Raw genomic sequence first — 15,016 nt, 5'->3', positions numbered from 1 at the left:
CGGGCAGTCGTATCGCTACACGCCCAAGCCGCGCCCCTTCAGGGCATCGCCAGCCGATCTTGATGGGCCGCAAAGAGGGTGATGAGATGGTCGGCGATAACCCGCACGCGTCTGGACCCGGCCAGGTCGGAATGCATCACCAGCCAGAGAGTCTGATCCGCGCCGATCTCCGGCTGCAGGCACTGCAGGCCGCTGGCCCGTGCCATAAAGTGCGGCAGAACGCCCAGTCCGAGGCCCGCGGATACCGCGGAAACCTGGGCCACGAGCGTATTGGCTTCGACTTTACACGGCCGGCCGCGCAGGGTGCGCGCGATCCATTGGGCGGCCGGCAGGTGCTGGTGAGTTTCCGGCCACCCCACAAAGTCCGCCTCGCTCAGCGACAGGCCGTCCGCACCGGCCAGATAGCCGGCGGCGCCATAGACGCCAAACCCCACCGTCCCCAGTCGCTTTAACGTCAAATGCCCGGCCTCAGGCTTGACCATGCGGATCGCCAGATCGGCATCCCGACGGTGCAGGTTCACCGGCTGCACGCCGCTCAGCACCTCCACCCGCAGCTCGGGATAATGGTCCAGGAGCCCTTTCAGGGAGGGCAGAATAAAATGCGTGGCCAGGTTATCCGAGGTGGCCAGGCGGACAACCCCGGCGACATGCCCCTGCAGTTGCGCCGCTTCGCCAAACGCCAGGCCTGCGTATTCCAGCGCCTCGGCCCGCGCGAGCAGGGCTTCGCCATCATCGGTCAGGCGATAGCCGCTCTGATGGCGGCTGAAGAGCGGAACGTTCAACGCTTGCTCCAGCCGATCCAGCCGGCGGGAGACCGTGGCTATCCCCATGTTCATCTTGTCGGCGGCGCCGCTCAGCGTTCCCGCCCGGGCGATGGCGAGGAATATGCGCGCATCATCCCAGTTAAATTCTGCGGTCATCTGTTTTCCATTTATGGAAAACGACTCTCCGTTTTCCGCTATTTTTTATCAGTTTCGCAGGGATGATACTGCACGCCACTCGCGGAGACAACCAGGCCATCCGGTCGCCTGCTCTCTCCTCACCTGAACGTCCGTGTACCGCGCGGAACGCTCCTTTCCTAAGGATACGCCTGATATGAAAGAGATTGCTTTACCCCTCCACCCGGCGCCGGCGCGCGTCTGGATAGCCGTCGTTGCGCTCGGGATCTGCGCCTTTTCAATCGTCACCAGCGAACTGGCGCCGGTGGGCATGCTCAGCGCCCTGGCGGCGGATTTTCACCAGACTGAATCTGGCATGGGTCTCGCCGTCACCGCCTATGGCTGGGTGGGCGCCCTGGCGGCTCTGCTTTCCGGCGCAATGCCGGCGCGTATTTCCCGCAAGGCGCTGCTGGTCGGGCTGATGCTGATCCTCGCGCTTTCCTGTCTCGCCGCAACCCGGTCTTATTCGATGTTCGCCCTGATGAGCGCCCGCATGATTGGCGCCCTGGCGCATGGCGCCTTCTGGGCCTTAATTGGCATCGTCGCCGCGCAGCTGGTGCCGCCGCACCGGCTGGGGCTGGCCACGGCGATCATTTTTGGCGGCGTGTCGGCGGCAAGCGTAGTGGGGGTGCCGCTGGCGAGCTTTATCGCCACCCTGGCGGGCTGGCGATACGCGTTTATGGCGATGGCCTTGCTGTCACTGGCCGCCGCTGCGGTGCTGTGCTCGACGCTGCCCGCGCTGGCCGCCCTAGCCCCCGTCAGGCTGCGCGTTTATCGTGATATTTTCCGCAATCCGCTGCTCGGTGGCCTGTATGGCGCCACGGCATGCATCATTACCGCTCACTTTGCCGCCTTCACCTACATTGAACCGCTGCTGATAAATCTGCAGGGAGTCCCGACGACCGCCCTTTCCGGCCTGCTGCTGCTGTCAGGGGTTTCCGGGCTGCTGGGTAACGTTATCGCGGGGAAGCTCATCGATCGTCATCTGAAGGGGCTGATTTTCGCTGCGCTGCTGCTGAGCGGGGGCGCGCTGGCGATCCTTGGCTCCGCCCGTTTTGCGCCACTGCCATTCTGTTTTAGCGGGCTACTGTTAGCCCTGTGGGGCGCCGGCATCGCGATTGTGTTCGTCGGCTTACAGACCTGGCTACTGCGCAGCGCGGGCGCGGTCGCCCAGCCAGCGTCAGCCATTTACGTGGCCATTTTTAATGCCGCCATCGGCACCGGGGCGCTTGTCGGCGGCCAGCTGATCGCCTCAGCTGGCCTGTCGGGAATGGTGTGGCTGGCGGCGGGGATCATGGTGGGCAGTACGCTGCTGATCGCTCTGCTGAAAGCGCCCTCGGGCCGCTAAACGCTGCCCTGTAAAACCGCGTTTTCACGGTCCAGCGTGAAGACCTGCCACACGACGCGGGTCGCGCTCAAGGTAAAAATGGCCGTCGCCAGCGTATTTTCCTCATCCGGATCGTCGGGAGACAGCCGGTAAATCGGTAACAACGGATCCTGCTGGTCGGAGAGCATCGCTTTCGCTGTCACGCCATCCAGCGGCGGGTTCGTCGCCAGCCACGCGTCCAGGCGCCGCTGGCGCGAGCCGGAGCTGCCGGTCACGATCTGTTCAATAGCCGCAAGCTGGGGATGGATCAGATGGTTGGCATGCCCGCTGGTGGCGGACAACGCGAGCACCGAGCTGCCGGAGCCGGTGGCTTCCACGCTAAACAGACGGCTATCGCCCATCTGGCCCAGGGTGTGGTGAAACGCGCCCGCGCGCGGCGTGGCGCTCAGCAGAGTGACGGCTTCCTCTAAGGTGGTGGCGTTCAGCGAGGCGCGGGCCAGAATCTGGCGCGGCATCCCGTCCGGACGATGCACGGCGCGAATATTGTTGACCGTATTGACTATCCCCTTCTCATTCACTGCGAAGGTATGTCCGCACAGGGAGCCGGGATAGGCGAAGCTGGTAAAGGCGAGGCCCACGTCCGGGGTTATGCTGACGATGGCGCAGTCTTCACGCAGCTGCGGGAAGCCGTCTTCATTGTGCGCAATGATCAACTCGCCCTCTGCGCTTCTCCCCGCCAGAGTGGTGCAGCCATCCGACGTCGAACGTACCAGATCGCCGCGACAGTTCCAGGCGAACACCTCATCCACCGGCGCCTGCAGCCCCTCCGCCATGCCCTCCAGCTCCTGCCAGATCAGCGGGAACTGAGCCTGCACGGCTGCGCGCATGCGCTGGGTCTGTTCCGTCGTTTTCAGGGCGGCCACCGTTTGCCACAGCGCCGTTTGCCTGATTTTTGTCTGCCAGGCCTCACGACCAAACGCGCCAAGCTGCTGACCGACCGCAAAAGCGGAACCTCGGATTGCGATTGTTTTCATATTGTCATTATTCACTTATGTTCAGGATACGTGTTGCAAAAACTCTTGCAGACGCGGATTGCTGCTGGCCGTGAGCAGCGCCTCAGGTGAACCATCTTCGGCAATAGTGCCGCCATCAATAAAAATCACCCGGGAAGCCACCTCTCTGGCAAAGCCAATCTCATGGGTCACAATCACCATCGTCATGCCCTCGTCGGCCAGCGAACGCATGACCTTTAACACCTCATGCCGCAGTTCAGGATCAAGGGCGGATGTTGGCTCATCAAATAACATCATTTTGGGTTTCACCGCCAGGGCGCGAGCTATCGCCACACGCTGCTGCTGACCGCCCGAGAGCTCGGCAGGATAGTGGTTAGCGTGTTCACGCAGCCCCACGCGATCCAGCAACGCCAGCGCCTGCTCCCGCGCTGTGGCCTTGCTCTGCTTGCGCACGCGAAGCGGACCGAACATGACATTCTCCAGGGCGGTCAGATGCGGGAACAAATGAAACTGTTGAAACACCATACCGGCTTCGCGGCGAATATCACACTCATTCGCGTGCGGATCCGTAATATGCATGCCCGCCACCAGCAGCGTGCCCGAGGAGATCTCTTCCAGTTTGTTAATACAACGCAGCAGGGTCGATTTTCCCGAGCCGGAAGGACCGATGATCACCACCACCTCGCCCGCTTCAATCTTTAAATTGATATCGTGCAGCACCTGAGTGGCGCCGAAGTTTTTCGCCACCGCGCTAAATTCAACCATGCTCATAAAATATGGATCCTTTTCTCAACTTGTTTTAGCAGGAAGCTCAGGCACAATGTCAAAAACAGATAAATCATCGCCACCGCCGTCCACACCTCCAGCGCCCGAAAGTTGCCGGCAATAATCTCTTGTCCCTGACGGGTTAATTCTGCCACGCCAATCACAATAAACAGCGACGTATCTTTAATACTGATAATCCATTGATTGCCTAATGCCGGGATCATCCGCCGAAAAGCCAGCGGCATAATGACATGCCACAGGGTGCTGCGCGGCGATAACCCCATCGCGAGGCTGGCTTCTTTAAATCCTTTATTGATCGACAGAATCGCGCCCCGGGTGATCTCCGCTATATAAGCCCCGGAGTTAATCACAATGGTGATAATGGCGGCAGGAACCGGGTCAATACGCACCGGCAACACCATCGGCAGGGCGAAGTAGATAAACATCACCTGCACCATAATTGGCGTCCCGCGGATTAATTCCACAAACACCAGCGATACCGTTTTGGATATTGCCCCGCCTAATGCGCGGCAGGTCCCGGCCAGCAAGCCAATGATTAATCCACCTAACAAACCTGATAACGAAATAATCAGCGTCAGCTGCAAGCCTTGCATCAGCAGCGGCAATGCATCCCAAATATAGCGACTGTCAAAATTCATGCTTCTACCCGTAAAGAAAATATGAGGTCGGATCGCTCCGACCTGGCAGGGTTATTTCGGCTGTTTAGCAAACCACTTTATGTAAATCTTGTCGTAGGTACCATCGGCGCGCAGGGCCTGCAGGGCCTGGTTGACTTTTGGCGTCAGGCTGCTGTTTTTCTGCATCGCAAAGCCATACTGCTGTGGCAGAATGCTGTCCGTCTCACCAGTGGATTTGACCTTGCCATTACCCGCCGTCTTCACGTAGTAAAGGACATTCGGCGAATCATGAACGACGGCATCGAGATTACCGGCCTGCAGGTCAAGGTAAGCGTTATCGATATTCGGGAACTCGATATAATTCGCTTTATATTTGCTTTTCATAAAGCTGGCTGCCGCCGTCCCCTGCTTAAGGCCGACTTTTTTCCCGGTCAAATCACTGAATTTAACAATGGAATTGTCGGTACTTTTCACGGCTATTAACAGGTCGGCATTATAATATCCTTCACTGAAGTCCACGACCTGCTTGCGCGCATCGGTAATCGTTATTCCCGCCATCGCCACGTCCAGATTACGCGACTGCAGACCGGGGATCAGGCCGCCGAAATCCATCGGCCTTAATTCGTAGCTGATATGCATTTTCTTCGCAATCGCGTCCCACAGATCGATATCAAAGCCGACATATTTATCGCCTTGTTTAAATTCAAATGGAACAAAGGCAGTATCGACACCCACCGTTATTTTATCTTCTGCTGCTGTAACAAAACTCGCTGAACAAATAACTAATGCCAGCGTCAGCTTTAATTTCTTAAATAATCCACTCATAATTACCCTCAGCGTCAGTGAAATAGCCTACAACGAACGTCACCCTGCGAAATATCTCGCCGGAAGAACCAATAACAAGAGCTGATATACCGGGCGCAGTTTTATGCGCCCGAATAAAAACGATAACTTATGCAGAAAACAGAGAGTCAGAGGTAGCCGGTGCTGGCGTCTGGGCGCTGTTCATCACCATGGAGAGAAAACTGTAATAACCGTTTATTCCAATCAGATCCACCACGCCCTTCTCGCCCCATAACTCAATGGCTTGTTGCCAGGTCTCATCGCTGACCTTTTGCTGTTGATGCAGCTGCTGACAGAAGTCATAGACCGTCTGCTCATCGGGCCGGAGATCCACGGGCCGGCGCCTTTCCTTAATCGCCTGCACCGCCGCGGCAGCGATCCCTTTCTCGCGTGCTATCGGCGCATGGATCGCCCACTCAACCGGCTGCGACCAGTGCCGCGCGGTCAGCAAAATCGCCAGTTCAGAAAGACGCTGGCCCAGCGCGCTGCGATAGCGCAGGTACTCCCCCATACGCTGGGCATGGGCCATCAGCTCGGGGCTACGCAGTAGCGGTTCAAAGGGCGGCAGCAAGGCGCCGCGCGGTCCGTTGATAATCTCTTGCGCTAACTGACGCTGCTGAACGTCCCATTCCTGTTCCGCCAGGGGCGGTAAACGATTGCTCATAATTTCCCCGTCTCTTCACGGATCACGCAGTTCAGGGTATCGACCACAAAATCGAGCTGCGCCGGGGTGATGATAAACGGCGGTGCAATCAGAATGTGGTCGCCAGACTGGCCATCGATGGTGCCGCCCATGGGATAGACCATCAGTCCACGCGCCATGCAGTTTGCTTTGATCGCAGCGTGCAGCTTCAGGGAAGGATCGAACGGCGTTTTGTCGTCTTTATCACGCACCAGCTCGACCCCCGCAAACAGGCCGCGTCCGCGCGTATCACCGACATGTGGTAACTCCCCCAGCACCTCGCGCAGCGCCTTGTGCAGATAGGCGCCCTGCTGTTTGACGGCGTCCAGCAAATTATCCCGCGCGATCACTTGCTGCACCGCCAGGGCTGCCGACGCGGCGGTGGCATGACAAATGTAAGTGTGACCATGCTGGAACAACCCGCTGCCCGCCTTTAGCGCGGAGACGATAGTCTCACTCGCCAGCACCGCCCCAATCGGCTGATAGCCTCCGCCGAGTCCTTTGGCGATGGTCACTAAATCGGGCACCACGTCATCCTGTTCAAACGCATGCAGCGTCCCGGTCCGCCCCATACCGCACATCACCTCATCCGCGATGTACAGGATGCCGTATTTGTCGCACAGGCGGCGGACCCCTTGCAGATAGCCCGGCGTCGGCGGCGTGGCTCCCGTCGTCGCCCCCACCACGGTTTCGGCACAGAAACCGATGATCGTTTCCGGGCCGGCCTCAAGGATGGCTTGCTCCAGCTCATTGAGCAGGCGCTCGGTATATTGCTGTTGAGTCTCGTCAGCCCGACGATCGCGGTACTCATTGCAGGCGGAGACGCGGATAACATCCATTAATAAGGGAGCAAACTGACGACGGCGCCATTCATTCCCCCCCACCGCCAGCGCGCCCAGCGTATTGCCGTGATAGCTCTGTTTACGGGCGATAAAGCGGGTGCGCGATGGCTGGCCGATCTCCACAAAGTACTGCCGCGCCATCTTCAGCGCCGTCTCTACCGCCTCAGAACCGCCCGAGACAAAGTAGGCGTAGTTAAGCTCGCCGGGCGCCGTGCGGGTGAGATGTTCGGCAAGCTGCTCGACGGCATCGCTGGTGAAAAAACTGGTATGCGCATAGGCCAGCCGATCGATCTGGCGGTGCATCGCCGCCAGCACATCAGGATGCGCGTGTCCGAGGCAGGAAACCGCCGCCCCGCCGCAGGCATCAAGATACGGTTTTCCCTGGGCATCAAAGATATAGGCCCCTTGCGCACGTGAAGCCACCATCGGCGTGCTACGCAGGCTGCGGTGAATGACATGACTCATACTGGGTTCTGCTCCTGAATCCGCTACATGAATTGAGCGTATCTTGCAGGATCCATTTGGATCACGTCAACGAATTAAAGATATAAATGCATCCGTTATTCTTATAATTGATACATTTGAATCATTTATCAGGACTTACCGGGGATCACGTAGGCGCCAGACTCAATAAGATAGCGTTCGGCATTTTCAATTTTACTCACCGCCTCCCGACCGTGGCGCACCACCAGCATCGCCAGCAGGCACTCCGCCAGGCCCATGCCGGAGACCACGGAAGGGAAAAATGACGGACTGTCGATGGAGAACAGCAGCGTGCAGTCTGCCGCCTGCGCTAAGGGGGAAACCGGCGAGTCGGTAATGGCGAGGATCTTCGCCCCGGCCTGCCGGGCTGCCTGTAAAACATCCAGTGATTCGCGTGAATAGGGAGCAAAGCTGGTGAGTAAGACGCAGTCCCGGGCGGTTAGTTCGCGGGTAAAAACTTCGATATTGCTGGCCAGGCCATCGATCAATGACACCTGGCGGTTAAACAGTCGATAGACATAGAACAGCGACCACGCGATCGGAAAGCTGGCGCGGAATCCGCAGATATAGACATTCTCCGCGCTATCGAGCAAGGTCACCGCCTGCTCCATCTCCTGGGCATTTTCATTTTGCGTAAAGGTCAGATTCGCCTGATGCGCCTGAAAAACCTCTTTATACAGCTGTGTTTGCGTCCCGCGGGCCATCATTTTTTCCGCTTTTGATACGTATGTATCATTGCGCAGCCCCAGATCGTCAATGAAATCACTTTTCAGCTCGCTCCAGCCGCGGTAGCCCAGCCGCTGCGCCAGACGCAGCAGCGTCGCCGGTTTTACCCCGGCTTCCGCCGCGAAGGCACGCATTGATAACACCACCAGCTGACTGGCATTTTGCAGTGAGAACTCGGCGGCGCGTTGCAGCTCGGGCGACAACCCGCCGAATTCATTAATGATTTTTTCCCTGAGATTCATGGCAGCCACTGACTGGTTTTAAGTGAAAGCTATCTAATCATATTTGAGATCAAGACTCTATAGGCTGGTCTAACACCCGGGGGCCATCCTTTGCGCTCCTGAGCATGGCGAACCGCCCTGCCCGTCACTTCTCCAGCCAGTCGATAAAAAACGCCATAAACGCCGACACCTGCGGCGGTTGCAGCTTTCGCTGGGGAAAGACAAACTGCAGCCCAACCTCCTTGCGGTCTAAGGGGCTGAATCCGGTGAAGCGACCGGCAAACAGCACCTGAAGCCGCCCCTCCTCGACATCCCTCTTCACATCCCACCATGATTTACCGGCGATCCCCGCCCCGCTGAGCGCCCACTGCCGCAGCAACGCCCCATCGTCGCAGACCATCGCCGGCGTCACCCGGATGATCTGCTCTTTTCCCGCCTCCTCAAAGCGCCACTCGTTCATCACCACACCATGCCGCTCCAGCGCCAGGCAGCGGTGATGATGCAGCGCCTCGGGCGAAGCCGGCGTTCCACGGGCGGCAAGGTAAGCCGTCGAGGCCACCAGCACCCGGTGGTTAGGACGGATGTGGCGGATGGCCAGGCTGCTGTCCGGCAGATTACCGACGCGAATGCTCATATCCAGCCGGTTGGCGACCAGATCCTCCACGCGCTCGCCTAAGTAGACGGAAAAGGTCACTTCCGGGTGACGGCGGGTAAAGTCGACGATGGCCGGGCTAAGGTATTGTCGGCCAAAGTCGGAGGGGGCGGAAAGGCGAATATCGCCGCTCAGGACGCCCTCTTTTTGCGTCAGCAACGACTCGGCGTGGCGCGCCTCCTCCAGTACGCGCCGCGCGGCATGATAAAAATCTTCCCCCGCGTTGGTCAGGGTGATAGCGCGCGTGGAGCGATGGAACAGGCGGGTCTGGTAACGCTCTTCCATCGCCTTCAGGCGGGCCGTCATGGTGGCCGGCGAAAGCGACAACCGTCTACCGGCGGCGGAGAGTCCCCCCGCCTCGGCGACTGCCACCAGTAGCGCCATATCTTCCAGCTTGCCCATTTTTCGTATATCCCGAAAAGTGAATCTATTTTTCGTCTAATTATCAAAATCAGGTCCCGACTGTAAAGTGATTTCCATTCCACTCGCAAGGGACACCACTATGAACACGCTCTCACTTTTTGATCGTCATCGCATCGGTACGCTGCCGCTGAAAAACCGTATCGTCATGGCTCCCATGACCCGGGCGCGCGCGCTGCAGCCGGGAAATATCCCCTCCGCGCTGATGGCGGAGTATTACCGCCAGCGCGCCAGCGCGGGATTGATCGTTACGGAAGCGACGCAAATCTCTCCCGAGGGACAGGGGTATTCCTGGACGCCCGGCCTGCATTCCGCAGACCAGATTGCCGGCTGGCAGTTGACGACCCGCGCCGTACATCAGGCCGGCGGCGTTATTTTTTCTCAGCTCTGGCACGTGGGACGCATGTCGCACGCCCGTTTTCATGCGGATGGTCAACCCGTGGCCCCCTCGGCGCTGGCGCCGGACGCCCAGGTCTGGGTGGTGGATGAGCAGGGCCGGGGCCAGATGGTGGACTGTTCACCCCCGCGGGCGCTCTCCCGGTCGGATATCCAGCGTATTGTCGCCGATTACCGTCAGGCGGCGCGCAATGCGATCGCGGCGGGGTTTGACGGCGTGGAAGTACACGGCGGCAATGGCTATCTGATCGACCAGTTCCTGCGGCGGACCGCCAACCAGCGTACCGATGAGTACGGCGGCAGCCTGAACAACCGGATCCGTTTTGCCCAGGAGGTACTGACCGCCATCAGCGACGCAATCGGCCGCGAGCGGACGGGCATCCGCCTTTCCCCCTTCATTACCCAGCGCGGGATGAATGACCCGCAGGTGATCGACGCCATCCTTGCCCTGGCGGCCTGGTGCGAACAGCAGGGCATCGCCTTTATCCATCTGGCGGAGGCGGACTGGGACGATGCCCCAGCCGTTCCCCGACACTTCCGCGACACGCTGCGCGCGACCTTCAGCGGCACGCTGATCGTGGCCGGGAATTACGATCAGCAGAAGGCGGAGCGCATTCTTGACGCCGGTCTCGCCGACCTCGTGGCTTTCGGCCGGCCGTTTATTGCCAATCCCGACCTGCCGCAGCGGCTTCTGCATCGCTGGCCGCTGGCTACCGTCAGCGATCCCGGCACGCTGTTTGGCGGCACGGAGGCGGGCTATACCGACTATCCCTTCTATACGGAGCATAAAGAGTGAAAATGACCCGCAAAATGTTACCTGCCGGCCGTGGTGTCGCGGTTGCCCGCACGCTGGCCAGACGCGGCCTCATTCGCCGTCGCTGCGCCACAGCGCTGCTGCTTGTCGCAATGTCCGGCTCCGCGTATGCAGCCCAACAGGATCTGCTGAAGCCGGCGCAACTCATCGCTGACGGCAGCCTTCCCGCGGCCACACGCGCCGCCAATGAATATGTCGCCAGGCAGTATGCCACGTTCTGGAATACCGGTGATGACGCGCTGGCCCGGGCGGCGCTGGCGAAGAATTTTATCGATAAAACGCCCCCGGAAGGCCGCCGACAGGGGCCGGAAGGAGCGATCCTCGCCTCCAGAGCGTTTCGCCAGGCGGTGCCGGATTTACGCTGTGATGTCGAACAAATGATCGTGGCCGGTGACCGGGTGGTCTCACACTTACATTTTCATGGCCACTTTACCGGGACCTTCGGCACCCGGCAGGGTAAGGGACAAAATATCGATTTTATCGCCACCGATATCTATCAGATCCGCGGCGGTAAAATTACCGCCAACTGGCATATTGAAGATAACCTGACGCTGATGAAACAGCTGGGCGCGCAATAAGCTGCCTCCGGACGGTGCGTCAGCGATCGCCAACACGGCGAGCCGCCCCGGTCTCCGCTGGGACGACTCGCCTGGCGTCAGCCGGCGCTTAGATTTGCGCCAGCCCGCCGTCGACATAAATCTCTGCGGCGTTAATAAAGCTCGACTCATCCGACGCTAAAAACACCACCGTCCGGCCAATCTCCTCCGGCTCGCCCAGCCGCCCGAGCGGTACGCCGGCGGCCAGAGCATCGAACAAGCCCTGGCGATCCGCCTCCGCCACCAGCCCTCCCAGACCCGGGGTACGTACCGGCCCCGGGCTGACCACATTGATGCGGATCCCGCGGTCGCTAACCTCCAGCGCCCAGGAGCGCGCCAGGCTGCGTACTGCGGCCTTACTGGCGCTATAGATGCTGAAGTTAGCCGTCCCTTTTACCGCCGCCGTAGAGCCGGTCAAAATCACCGAGGCGCCGTCGGTGAGCAGCGGCAGCGCTTTCTGCACGGTGAACACCACCCCGCGCACGTTAGTGGCAAAAATCCGGTCAACGTGCGCTTCGGTAACGGCGCTGAGCGGCAGCATGTCTCCGCCGCCGGCATTGGCGAACAGTACATCCAGCCGGCCGGACTCGTCGGCAATGGTCGCAAATACCGCGTCAAGGTCGCTTAACACGCCGGCATCAGCGCGGATCCCGCGGGCGGCGGGTCCGATGAATCTTACCGCCGCATCCAGCTCCTCCTGACGGCGGCCGGTGATGTACACCTTCGCGCCCTGCTCCGCCAGCGCTTTCGCCGACGCCAGGCCAATCCCGGCGCTGCCGCCGGTGACTAACGCCACTTTATCCGCAAGTTTTTTGCTCATGGTGCATTTCCTTGGTTAGAGTATAAACAGGCCAGGCTCGCGAAAGCGCCCCGCCGGGTATGGAAAGCACTGTAATCGCCCCGGCGAGGCGGAAAAATGGCCTAATCTGAAAAACACTCTTCCCCTCGGTGGATAATGACCTCCAGTAACCAGGATAAAGCGAATAATGGACCGGTTTTCAGCTCTTAAAGCCTTCACCCGCGTTGTCGAAGCCGGCAGCTTTACCCGCGCCGCGGACTCGCTGAATATGCCCAACGCCACCCTCAGCAAAACCATTCAGCAACTGGAGGCGCATCTTGGGGTTTCCCTCCTGCAACGCACTACGCGGCGTATCACCGTGACGCCGGAAGGACGGGAATACTATGAAAAGGCCCGGCGCCTGCTGGAAGACCTGGAAGAGATCGACGCCGCCTTCAATACCGCCCGCAATAAGCCAAAGGGCCATCTGCGGATCGCCATCGGCGGGTCGACCGCGCGCGATGTGCTGATCCCGCTGCTGGCGGACTTTATGACCACCTGGCCGGATATCCGTATCGATTTGCAAGTGGCCGATAAGCCCTCGGACCTGATCGGCGGCAATATTGACTGCGCCATCCGCGGCGGACCGATGGAAGACTCGACGCTGATTGCCCGTAAAATCGGCGAGGCGGCGCTGGTTACCTGCGCCACCCCGGGCTATCTTCAGCGCTATGGTACGCCCGCCTCACCGGATGAACTGAACCATGGCCACCGGCTCATCAGCTACCTGTCGCCGGCCAGCGGCAGAGCGTTTCCGTTTCGTTTTGCCCGTCACGGCGTCAGCACCGAGCTGAAGACGGAGCACCATCTCGGCATCAATGAGAGCAACGCGCATATTGCCGCCGGCGAGGCGGGCTTAGGCATTGTGCAGACCTTTACCTATTCGCTGAAACCGGCGCTGGCGAGCGGCAAGCTGGTGGAGATCCTCAGCGCCTGGCGCCCGGCCCCCTATCCTTTTCACGTTGTCTATGCCCGGCACCGGCACGTCCCGCCCCGGCTCCGCGTCTTTATTGACTGGCTGGCGGCGGTTTTTCCGTCTGCGGTGCAGGGATAGCGCGCGTTATCTGACGCGGAGCAGGTCGCCGTATCGCGTGGTGTAGCGCGGCGATAGCATCTCTCGCTTCATCTGCCACTGCTGCTGGACCCCCTGGCCGGCAAAATAGAGCGCCCCCCTGCCGTTTTTCGCATTCAGCTGGTCGAGCACCTGCATCAGCCTGGCGCTGTTCTGCCGCGGGGCAAGCTCGTCGAACAGGTTCAGCTGGGCGACGCCCTGGCTGTAGAAATCGCCGAGCATCACCCCGGCCTTCTGATAGCGATGCCCCGCTTTCCAGATGGCGTCCAGGCAGTTTGTCGCCGCGGCGATAATATCCCGGGAATCCTGCGTCGGCGTCAGCAGCTTCAGTGAGGCGCTGTTGCCGTAATAGGGTTCATTCAGCGCGAAGGGGCTGGTTTTGACAAAGGCGGAGACGAACCGGCAGTACTGATGCTCACCGCGCAGCTTTTCTGCTGCCCGCGCGGCATAGCTGCAGATCGCCTGGCGCATATCCTCATAGGCCGTAATGCGATCCCCGAACGAGCGGCTGCAGATAATTTCCTGCTTAGCGGGAGCAAACTCCTCCAGCGCCAGGCAAGGCTCGCCGCGCAGCTCCCGTACCGTTCGCTCAAGCACCACCGTGAAGTGCTTGCGGATAAAGCGGATATCGCTCTCCGCCAGCTGGAGTACCGTGCCGATCCCCATTGCCTCGAGCTTTTTACCGATCCGCCGCCCGATGCCCCAGACCTCACTCACCGGCAACAGCGCCATCAGCTTCCGCTGCCGCTGCGGACAGGATAAATCCACCACCCCGCCCGTCTGCCGCTGCCACTGCTTCGCCGCGTGGTTGGCCAGCTTCGCCAGGGTTTTGGTCGGGGCGATCCCGACGCCCAGCGTCAGATGGGTGCGCTGCTGCACCGTGGCGCGGATTTCCCGGCCAAAGTCGGTCAGATCTTTGCAGTGGCGCACGCCGCTGACATCGCAAAAGGCTTCATCGATACTGTAAATTTCGCAGCGCGGGGCGAGCTCTTCCAGGGTGGTCATTACCCGGTTGGACATGTCGGCGTACAGCTCATAGTTGCTGCTGAACGCCACGACGCCGTGGCGAAGAAACGCCGCCTTCTGCTTAAAGTAGGGTTCGCCCATTTTCACAAACGGCTTCGCCTCCGCCGAGCGGGCGATCACACAGCCATCGTTGTTCGACAGCACCACCACCGGCCGCCCCTTCAGGTCTGGCCGGAAGGCGGTCTGGCAGCTCGCATAAAAGGCGTTCACATCACAGTGCGCGAACATGATCAACCCGCTGCCTTGATGATGTAGGTCACCACGCCGAAAATATCGAGCGTCTCCTCGCGGCCGACCACGATGGGTGAATAGGCCGGGTTCATCGGGTTAAGCTGCACCCGGGGTAGAAGTTGCAGCTTTTTTACCGTAAATTCGCCGCCGACGGCGGCAATGACGATATCGCCATGCTCCGCTTTACGCGCGCTGTCCACCACCAGCAGATCGCCTTCGTCAATGCCGGCATTGATCATGCTGTCGCCTGCGGCTTTGACAAAATAGGTCGCGCTGGGATGCTGCACCAGCAGCTCGTTGAGGTCGATTCGCTTCTCGACATAGTCCTGGGCCGGGCTGGGAAAGCCGCACTGCACCAGGTCGGCAAAAAAGGGAAAGGAGACAATCTGACGTAGCTCAACCGGCGTGTAAAAGTTCATTTTTTAACCCACCACATAATGTCGCGGTAGGGATACCCGTTACCGGGTACCCCCCGCACAGATCCCGGCGTGCG

Annotated in this window: 16 protein-coding genes; 4 read left to right on the top strand and 12 right to left on the bottom strand. The window is 59.9% G+C overall.

The window, feature by feature from the left end:
* Nucleotides 1–38 precede the first annotated feature (38 nt).
* The gene (locus ABLU50_RS03480) at nt 39–920 is read right to left on the bottom strand and encodes a LysR family transcriptional regulator (RefSeq protein WP_017898598.1); all 882 of its coding nucleotides are present in this window, start codon (nt 918–920) and stop codon (nt 39–41) included.
* Nucleotides 921–1,095: 175 nt separating this feature from the next.
* On the opposite strand from ABLU50_RS03480, the gene ABLU50_RS03475 reads away from it, so the two are divergent.
* A complete protein-coding gene (locus ABLU50_RS03475) occupies nt 1,096–2,286 on the top strand; it encodes an MFS transporter (protein WP_087832788.1) in 1,191 nt (396 codons plus the stop codon).
* On the opposite strand, the gene ABLU50_RS03470 is transcribed toward ABLU50_RS03475, so the two are convergent.
* From ABLU50_RS03470 to ABLU50_RS03435, 8 genes are all read right to left on the bottom strand, one after another.
* Nucleotides 2,283–3,299 (bottom strand): acyl-CoA--6-aminopenicillanic acid acyl-transferase, encoded by a 1,017-nt coding sequence (locus ABLU50_RS03470; protein ID WP_043522477.1) that lies wholly within the window; start codon nt 3,297–3,299, stop codon nt 2,283–2,285. The genes ABLU50_RS03475 and ABLU50_RS03470 overlap by 4 nt on opposite strands.
* A 21-nt stretch (nt 3,300–3,320) precedes the next feature.
* Nucleotides 3,321–4,043, bottom strand: coding sequence for a glutamine ABC transporter ATP-binding protein GlnQ (gene glnQ, locus ABLU50_RS03465; protein ID WP_087832881.1), 723 nt, complete (start codon nt 4,041–4,043; stop codon nt 3,321–3,323).
* Nucleotides 4,044–4,045: 2 nt separating this feature from the next.
* A complete protein-coding gene (gene glnP / locus ABLU50_RS03460) occupies nt 4,046–4,702 on the bottom strand; it encodes a glutamine ABC transporter permease GlnP (RefSeq protein WP_062913803.1) in 657 nt (218 codons plus the stop codon).
* Nucleotides 4,703–4,753: 51 nt separating this feature from the next.
* Nucleotides 4,754–5,506: a glutamine ABC transporter substrate-binding protein GlnH gene (gene glnH, locus ABLU50_RS03455; protein ID WP_069603206.1), complete on the bottom strand. Its 753-nt coding sequence runs from the start codon at nt 5,504–5,506 to the stop codon at nt 4,754–4,756.
* 127 nt (nt 5,507–5,633) lie between these two features.
* On the bottom strand, nt 5,634–6,188 hold the full coding sequence (locus tag ABLU50_RS03450; protein WP_087832787.1) for a carboxymuconolactone decarboxylase: 555 nt from the start codon (nt 6,186–6,188) through the stop codon (nt 5,634–5,636).
* Nucleotides 6,185–7,513, bottom strand: a complete 1,329-nt coding sequence (locus tag ABLU50_RS03445; protein ID WP_017898604.1) for an aspartate aminotransferase family protein — start codon at nt 7,511–7,513, stop codon at nt 6,185–6,187. The genes ABLU50_RS03450 and ABLU50_RS03445 overlap by 4 nt, the downstream gene beginning before the upstream one ends.
* A 128-nt stretch (nt 7,514–7,641) precedes the next feature.
* Nucleotides 7,642–8,499 carry a MurR/RpiR family transcriptional regulator gene (locus ABLU50_RS03440; RefSeq protein ID WP_004203760.1) on the bottom strand — a complete coding sequence of 286 codons (858 nt, stop codon included), beginning with the start codon at nt 8,497–8,499 and terminating at the stop codon, nt 7,642–7,644.
* Nucleotides 8,500–8,623: 124 nt separating this feature from the next.
* Nucleotides 8,624–9,532: a LysR family transcriptional regulator gene (locus tag ABLU50_RS03435; protein WP_064150280.1), complete on the bottom strand. Its 909-nt coding sequence runs from the start codon at nt 9,530–9,532 to the stop codon at nt 8,624–8,626.
* Between the two features lie 100 nt (nt 9,533–9,632).
* On the opposite strand from ABLU50_RS03435, the gene ABLU50_RS03430 reads away from it, so the two are divergent.
* Together ABLU50_RS03430 and ABLU50_RS03425 are read left to right on the top strand one after the other, a co-directional pair.
* Entirely contained in the window at nt 9,633–10,742 is a 1,110-nt protein-coding gene (locus ABLU50_RS03430) for an alkene reductase (RefSeq protein ID WP_087832786.1), read from the top strand.
* A gap of 2 nt (nt 10,743–10,744) precedes the next feature.
* Nucleotides 10,745–11,338 (top strand): ester cyclase, encoded by a 594-nt coding sequence (locus tag ABLU50_RS03425; RefSeq protein WP_087832880.1) that lies wholly within the window; start codon nt 10,745–10,747, stop codon nt 11,336–11,338.
* A gap of 88 nt (nt 11,339–11,426) precedes the next feature.
* On the opposite strand, the gene ABLU50_RS03420 is transcribed toward ABLU50_RS03425, so the two are convergent.
* The gene (locus ABLU50_RS03420) at nt 11,427–12,176 is read right to left on the bottom strand and encodes an SDR family oxidoreductase (protein ID WP_023317977.1); all 750 of its coding nucleotides are present in this window, start codon (nt 12,174–12,176) and stop codon (nt 11,427–11,429) included.
* 166 nt (nt 12,177–12,342) lie between these two features.
* Between ABLU50_RS03420 and ABLU50_RS03415 the strand changes: the two genes are divergently transcribed.
* Nucleotides 12,343–13,248, top strand: coding sequence for a LysR family transcriptional regulator (locus tag ABLU50_RS03415; protein ID WP_080837485.1), 906 nt, complete (start codon nt 12,343–12,345; stop codon nt 13,246–13,248).
* Nucleotides 13,249–13,254: 6 nt separating this feature from the next.
* Here the strand turns inward: ABLU50_RS03415 and ABLU50_RS03410 are convergent, their stop codons facing one another.
* Complete coding sequence (locus ABLU50_RS03410; protein ID WP_004203752.1) at nt 13,255–14,520, bottom strand: Y-family DNA polymerase; 1,266 nt, start codon at nt 14,518–14,520, stop codon at nt 13,255–13,257.
* A gap of 2 nt (nt 14,521–14,522) precedes the next feature.
* Complete coding sequence (locus tag ABLU50_RS03405) at nt 14,523–14,942, bottom strand: translesion error-prone DNA polymerase V autoproteolytic subunit (protein WP_004203751.1); 420 nt, start codon at nt 14,940–14,942, stop codon at nt 14,523–14,525.
* Nucleotides 14,943–15,016 lie beyond the last annotated feature (74 nt).

It is taken from the genome of Klebsiella sp. GG_Kp173, from assembly GCF_040062415.1.
GTDB classification, from domain to species: domain Bacteria; phylum Pseudomonadota; class Gammaproteobacteria; order Enterobacterales; family Enterobacteriaceae; genus Klebsiella; species Klebsiella quasipneumoniae.
Note: the sequence above shows the minus strand (reverse complement) of the source record. Positions and strands in the feature narration are given on the sequence as shown.

Bases quoted from the DNA above. Each gene is read 5' to 3' on its own strand.
- ABLU50_RS03420 (WP_023317977.1), bottom strand. From the start codon at position 12,176: ATGAGCAAAAAACTTGCGGATAAAGTGGCGTTAGTCACCGGCGGCAGC.
- ABLU50_RS03415 (WP_080837485.1), top strand. From the start codon at position 12,343: ATGGACCGGTTTTCAGCTCTTAAAGCCTTCACCCGCGTTGTCGAAGCC.
- ABLU50_RS03480 (WP_017898598.1), bottom strand. From the start codon at position 920: ATGACCGCAGAATTTAACTGGGATGATGCGCGCATATTCCTCGCCATC.
- ABLU50_RS03475 (WP_087832788.1), top strand. From the start codon at position 1,096: ATGAAAGAGATTGCTTTACCCCTCCACCCGGCGCCGGCGCGCGTCTGG.
- ABLU50_RS03445 (WP_017898604.1), bottom strand. From the start codon at position 7,513: ATGAGTCATGTCATTCACCGCAGCCTGCGTAGCACGCCGATGGTGGCT.
- ABLU50_RS03425 (WP_087832880.1), top strand. From the start codon at position 10,745: ATGACCCGCAAAATGTTACCTGCCGGCCGTGGTGTCGCGGTTGCCCGC.
- ABLU50_RS03410 (WP_004203752.1), bottom strand. From the start codon at position 14,520: ATGTTCGCGCACTGTGATGTGAACGCCTTTTATGCGAGCTGCCAGACC.
- ABLU50_RS03440 (WP_004203760.1), bottom strand. From the start codon at position 8,499: ATGAATCTCAGGGAAAAAATCATTAATGAATTCGGCGGGTTGTCGCCC.
- glnP (WP_062913803.1), bottom strand. From the start codon at position 4,702: ATGAATTTTGACAGTCGCTATATTTGGGATGCATTGCCGCTGCTGATG.
- ABLU50_RS03435 (WP_064150280.1), bottom strand. From the start codon at position 9,532: ATGGGCAAGCTGGAAGATATGGCGCTACTGGTGGCAGTCGCCGAGGCG.
- ABLU50_RS03430 (WP_087832786.1), top strand. From the start codon at position 9,633: ATGAACACGCTCTCACTTTTTGATCGTCATCGCATCGGTACGCTGCCG.
- ABLU50_RS03470 (WP_043522477.1), bottom strand. From the start codon at position 3,299: ATGAAAACAATCGCAATCCGAGGTTCCGCTTTTGCGGTCGGTCAGCAG.
- glnH (WP_069603206.1), bottom strand. From the start codon at position 5,506: ATGAGTGGATTATTTAAGAAATTAAAGCTGACGCTGGCATTAGTTATT.
- ABLU50_RS03450 (WP_087832787.1), bottom strand. From the start codon at position 6,188: ATGAGCAATCGTTTACCGCCCCTGGCGGAACAGGAATGGGACGTTCAG.
- glnQ (WP_087832881.1), bottom strand. From the start codon at position 4,043: ATGGTTGAATTTAGCGCGGTGGCGAAAAACTTCGGCGCCACTCAGGTG.
- ABLU50_RS03405 (WP_004203751.1), bottom strand. From the start codon at position 14,942: ATGAACTTTTACACGCCGGTTGAGCTACGTCAGATTGTCTCCTTTCCC.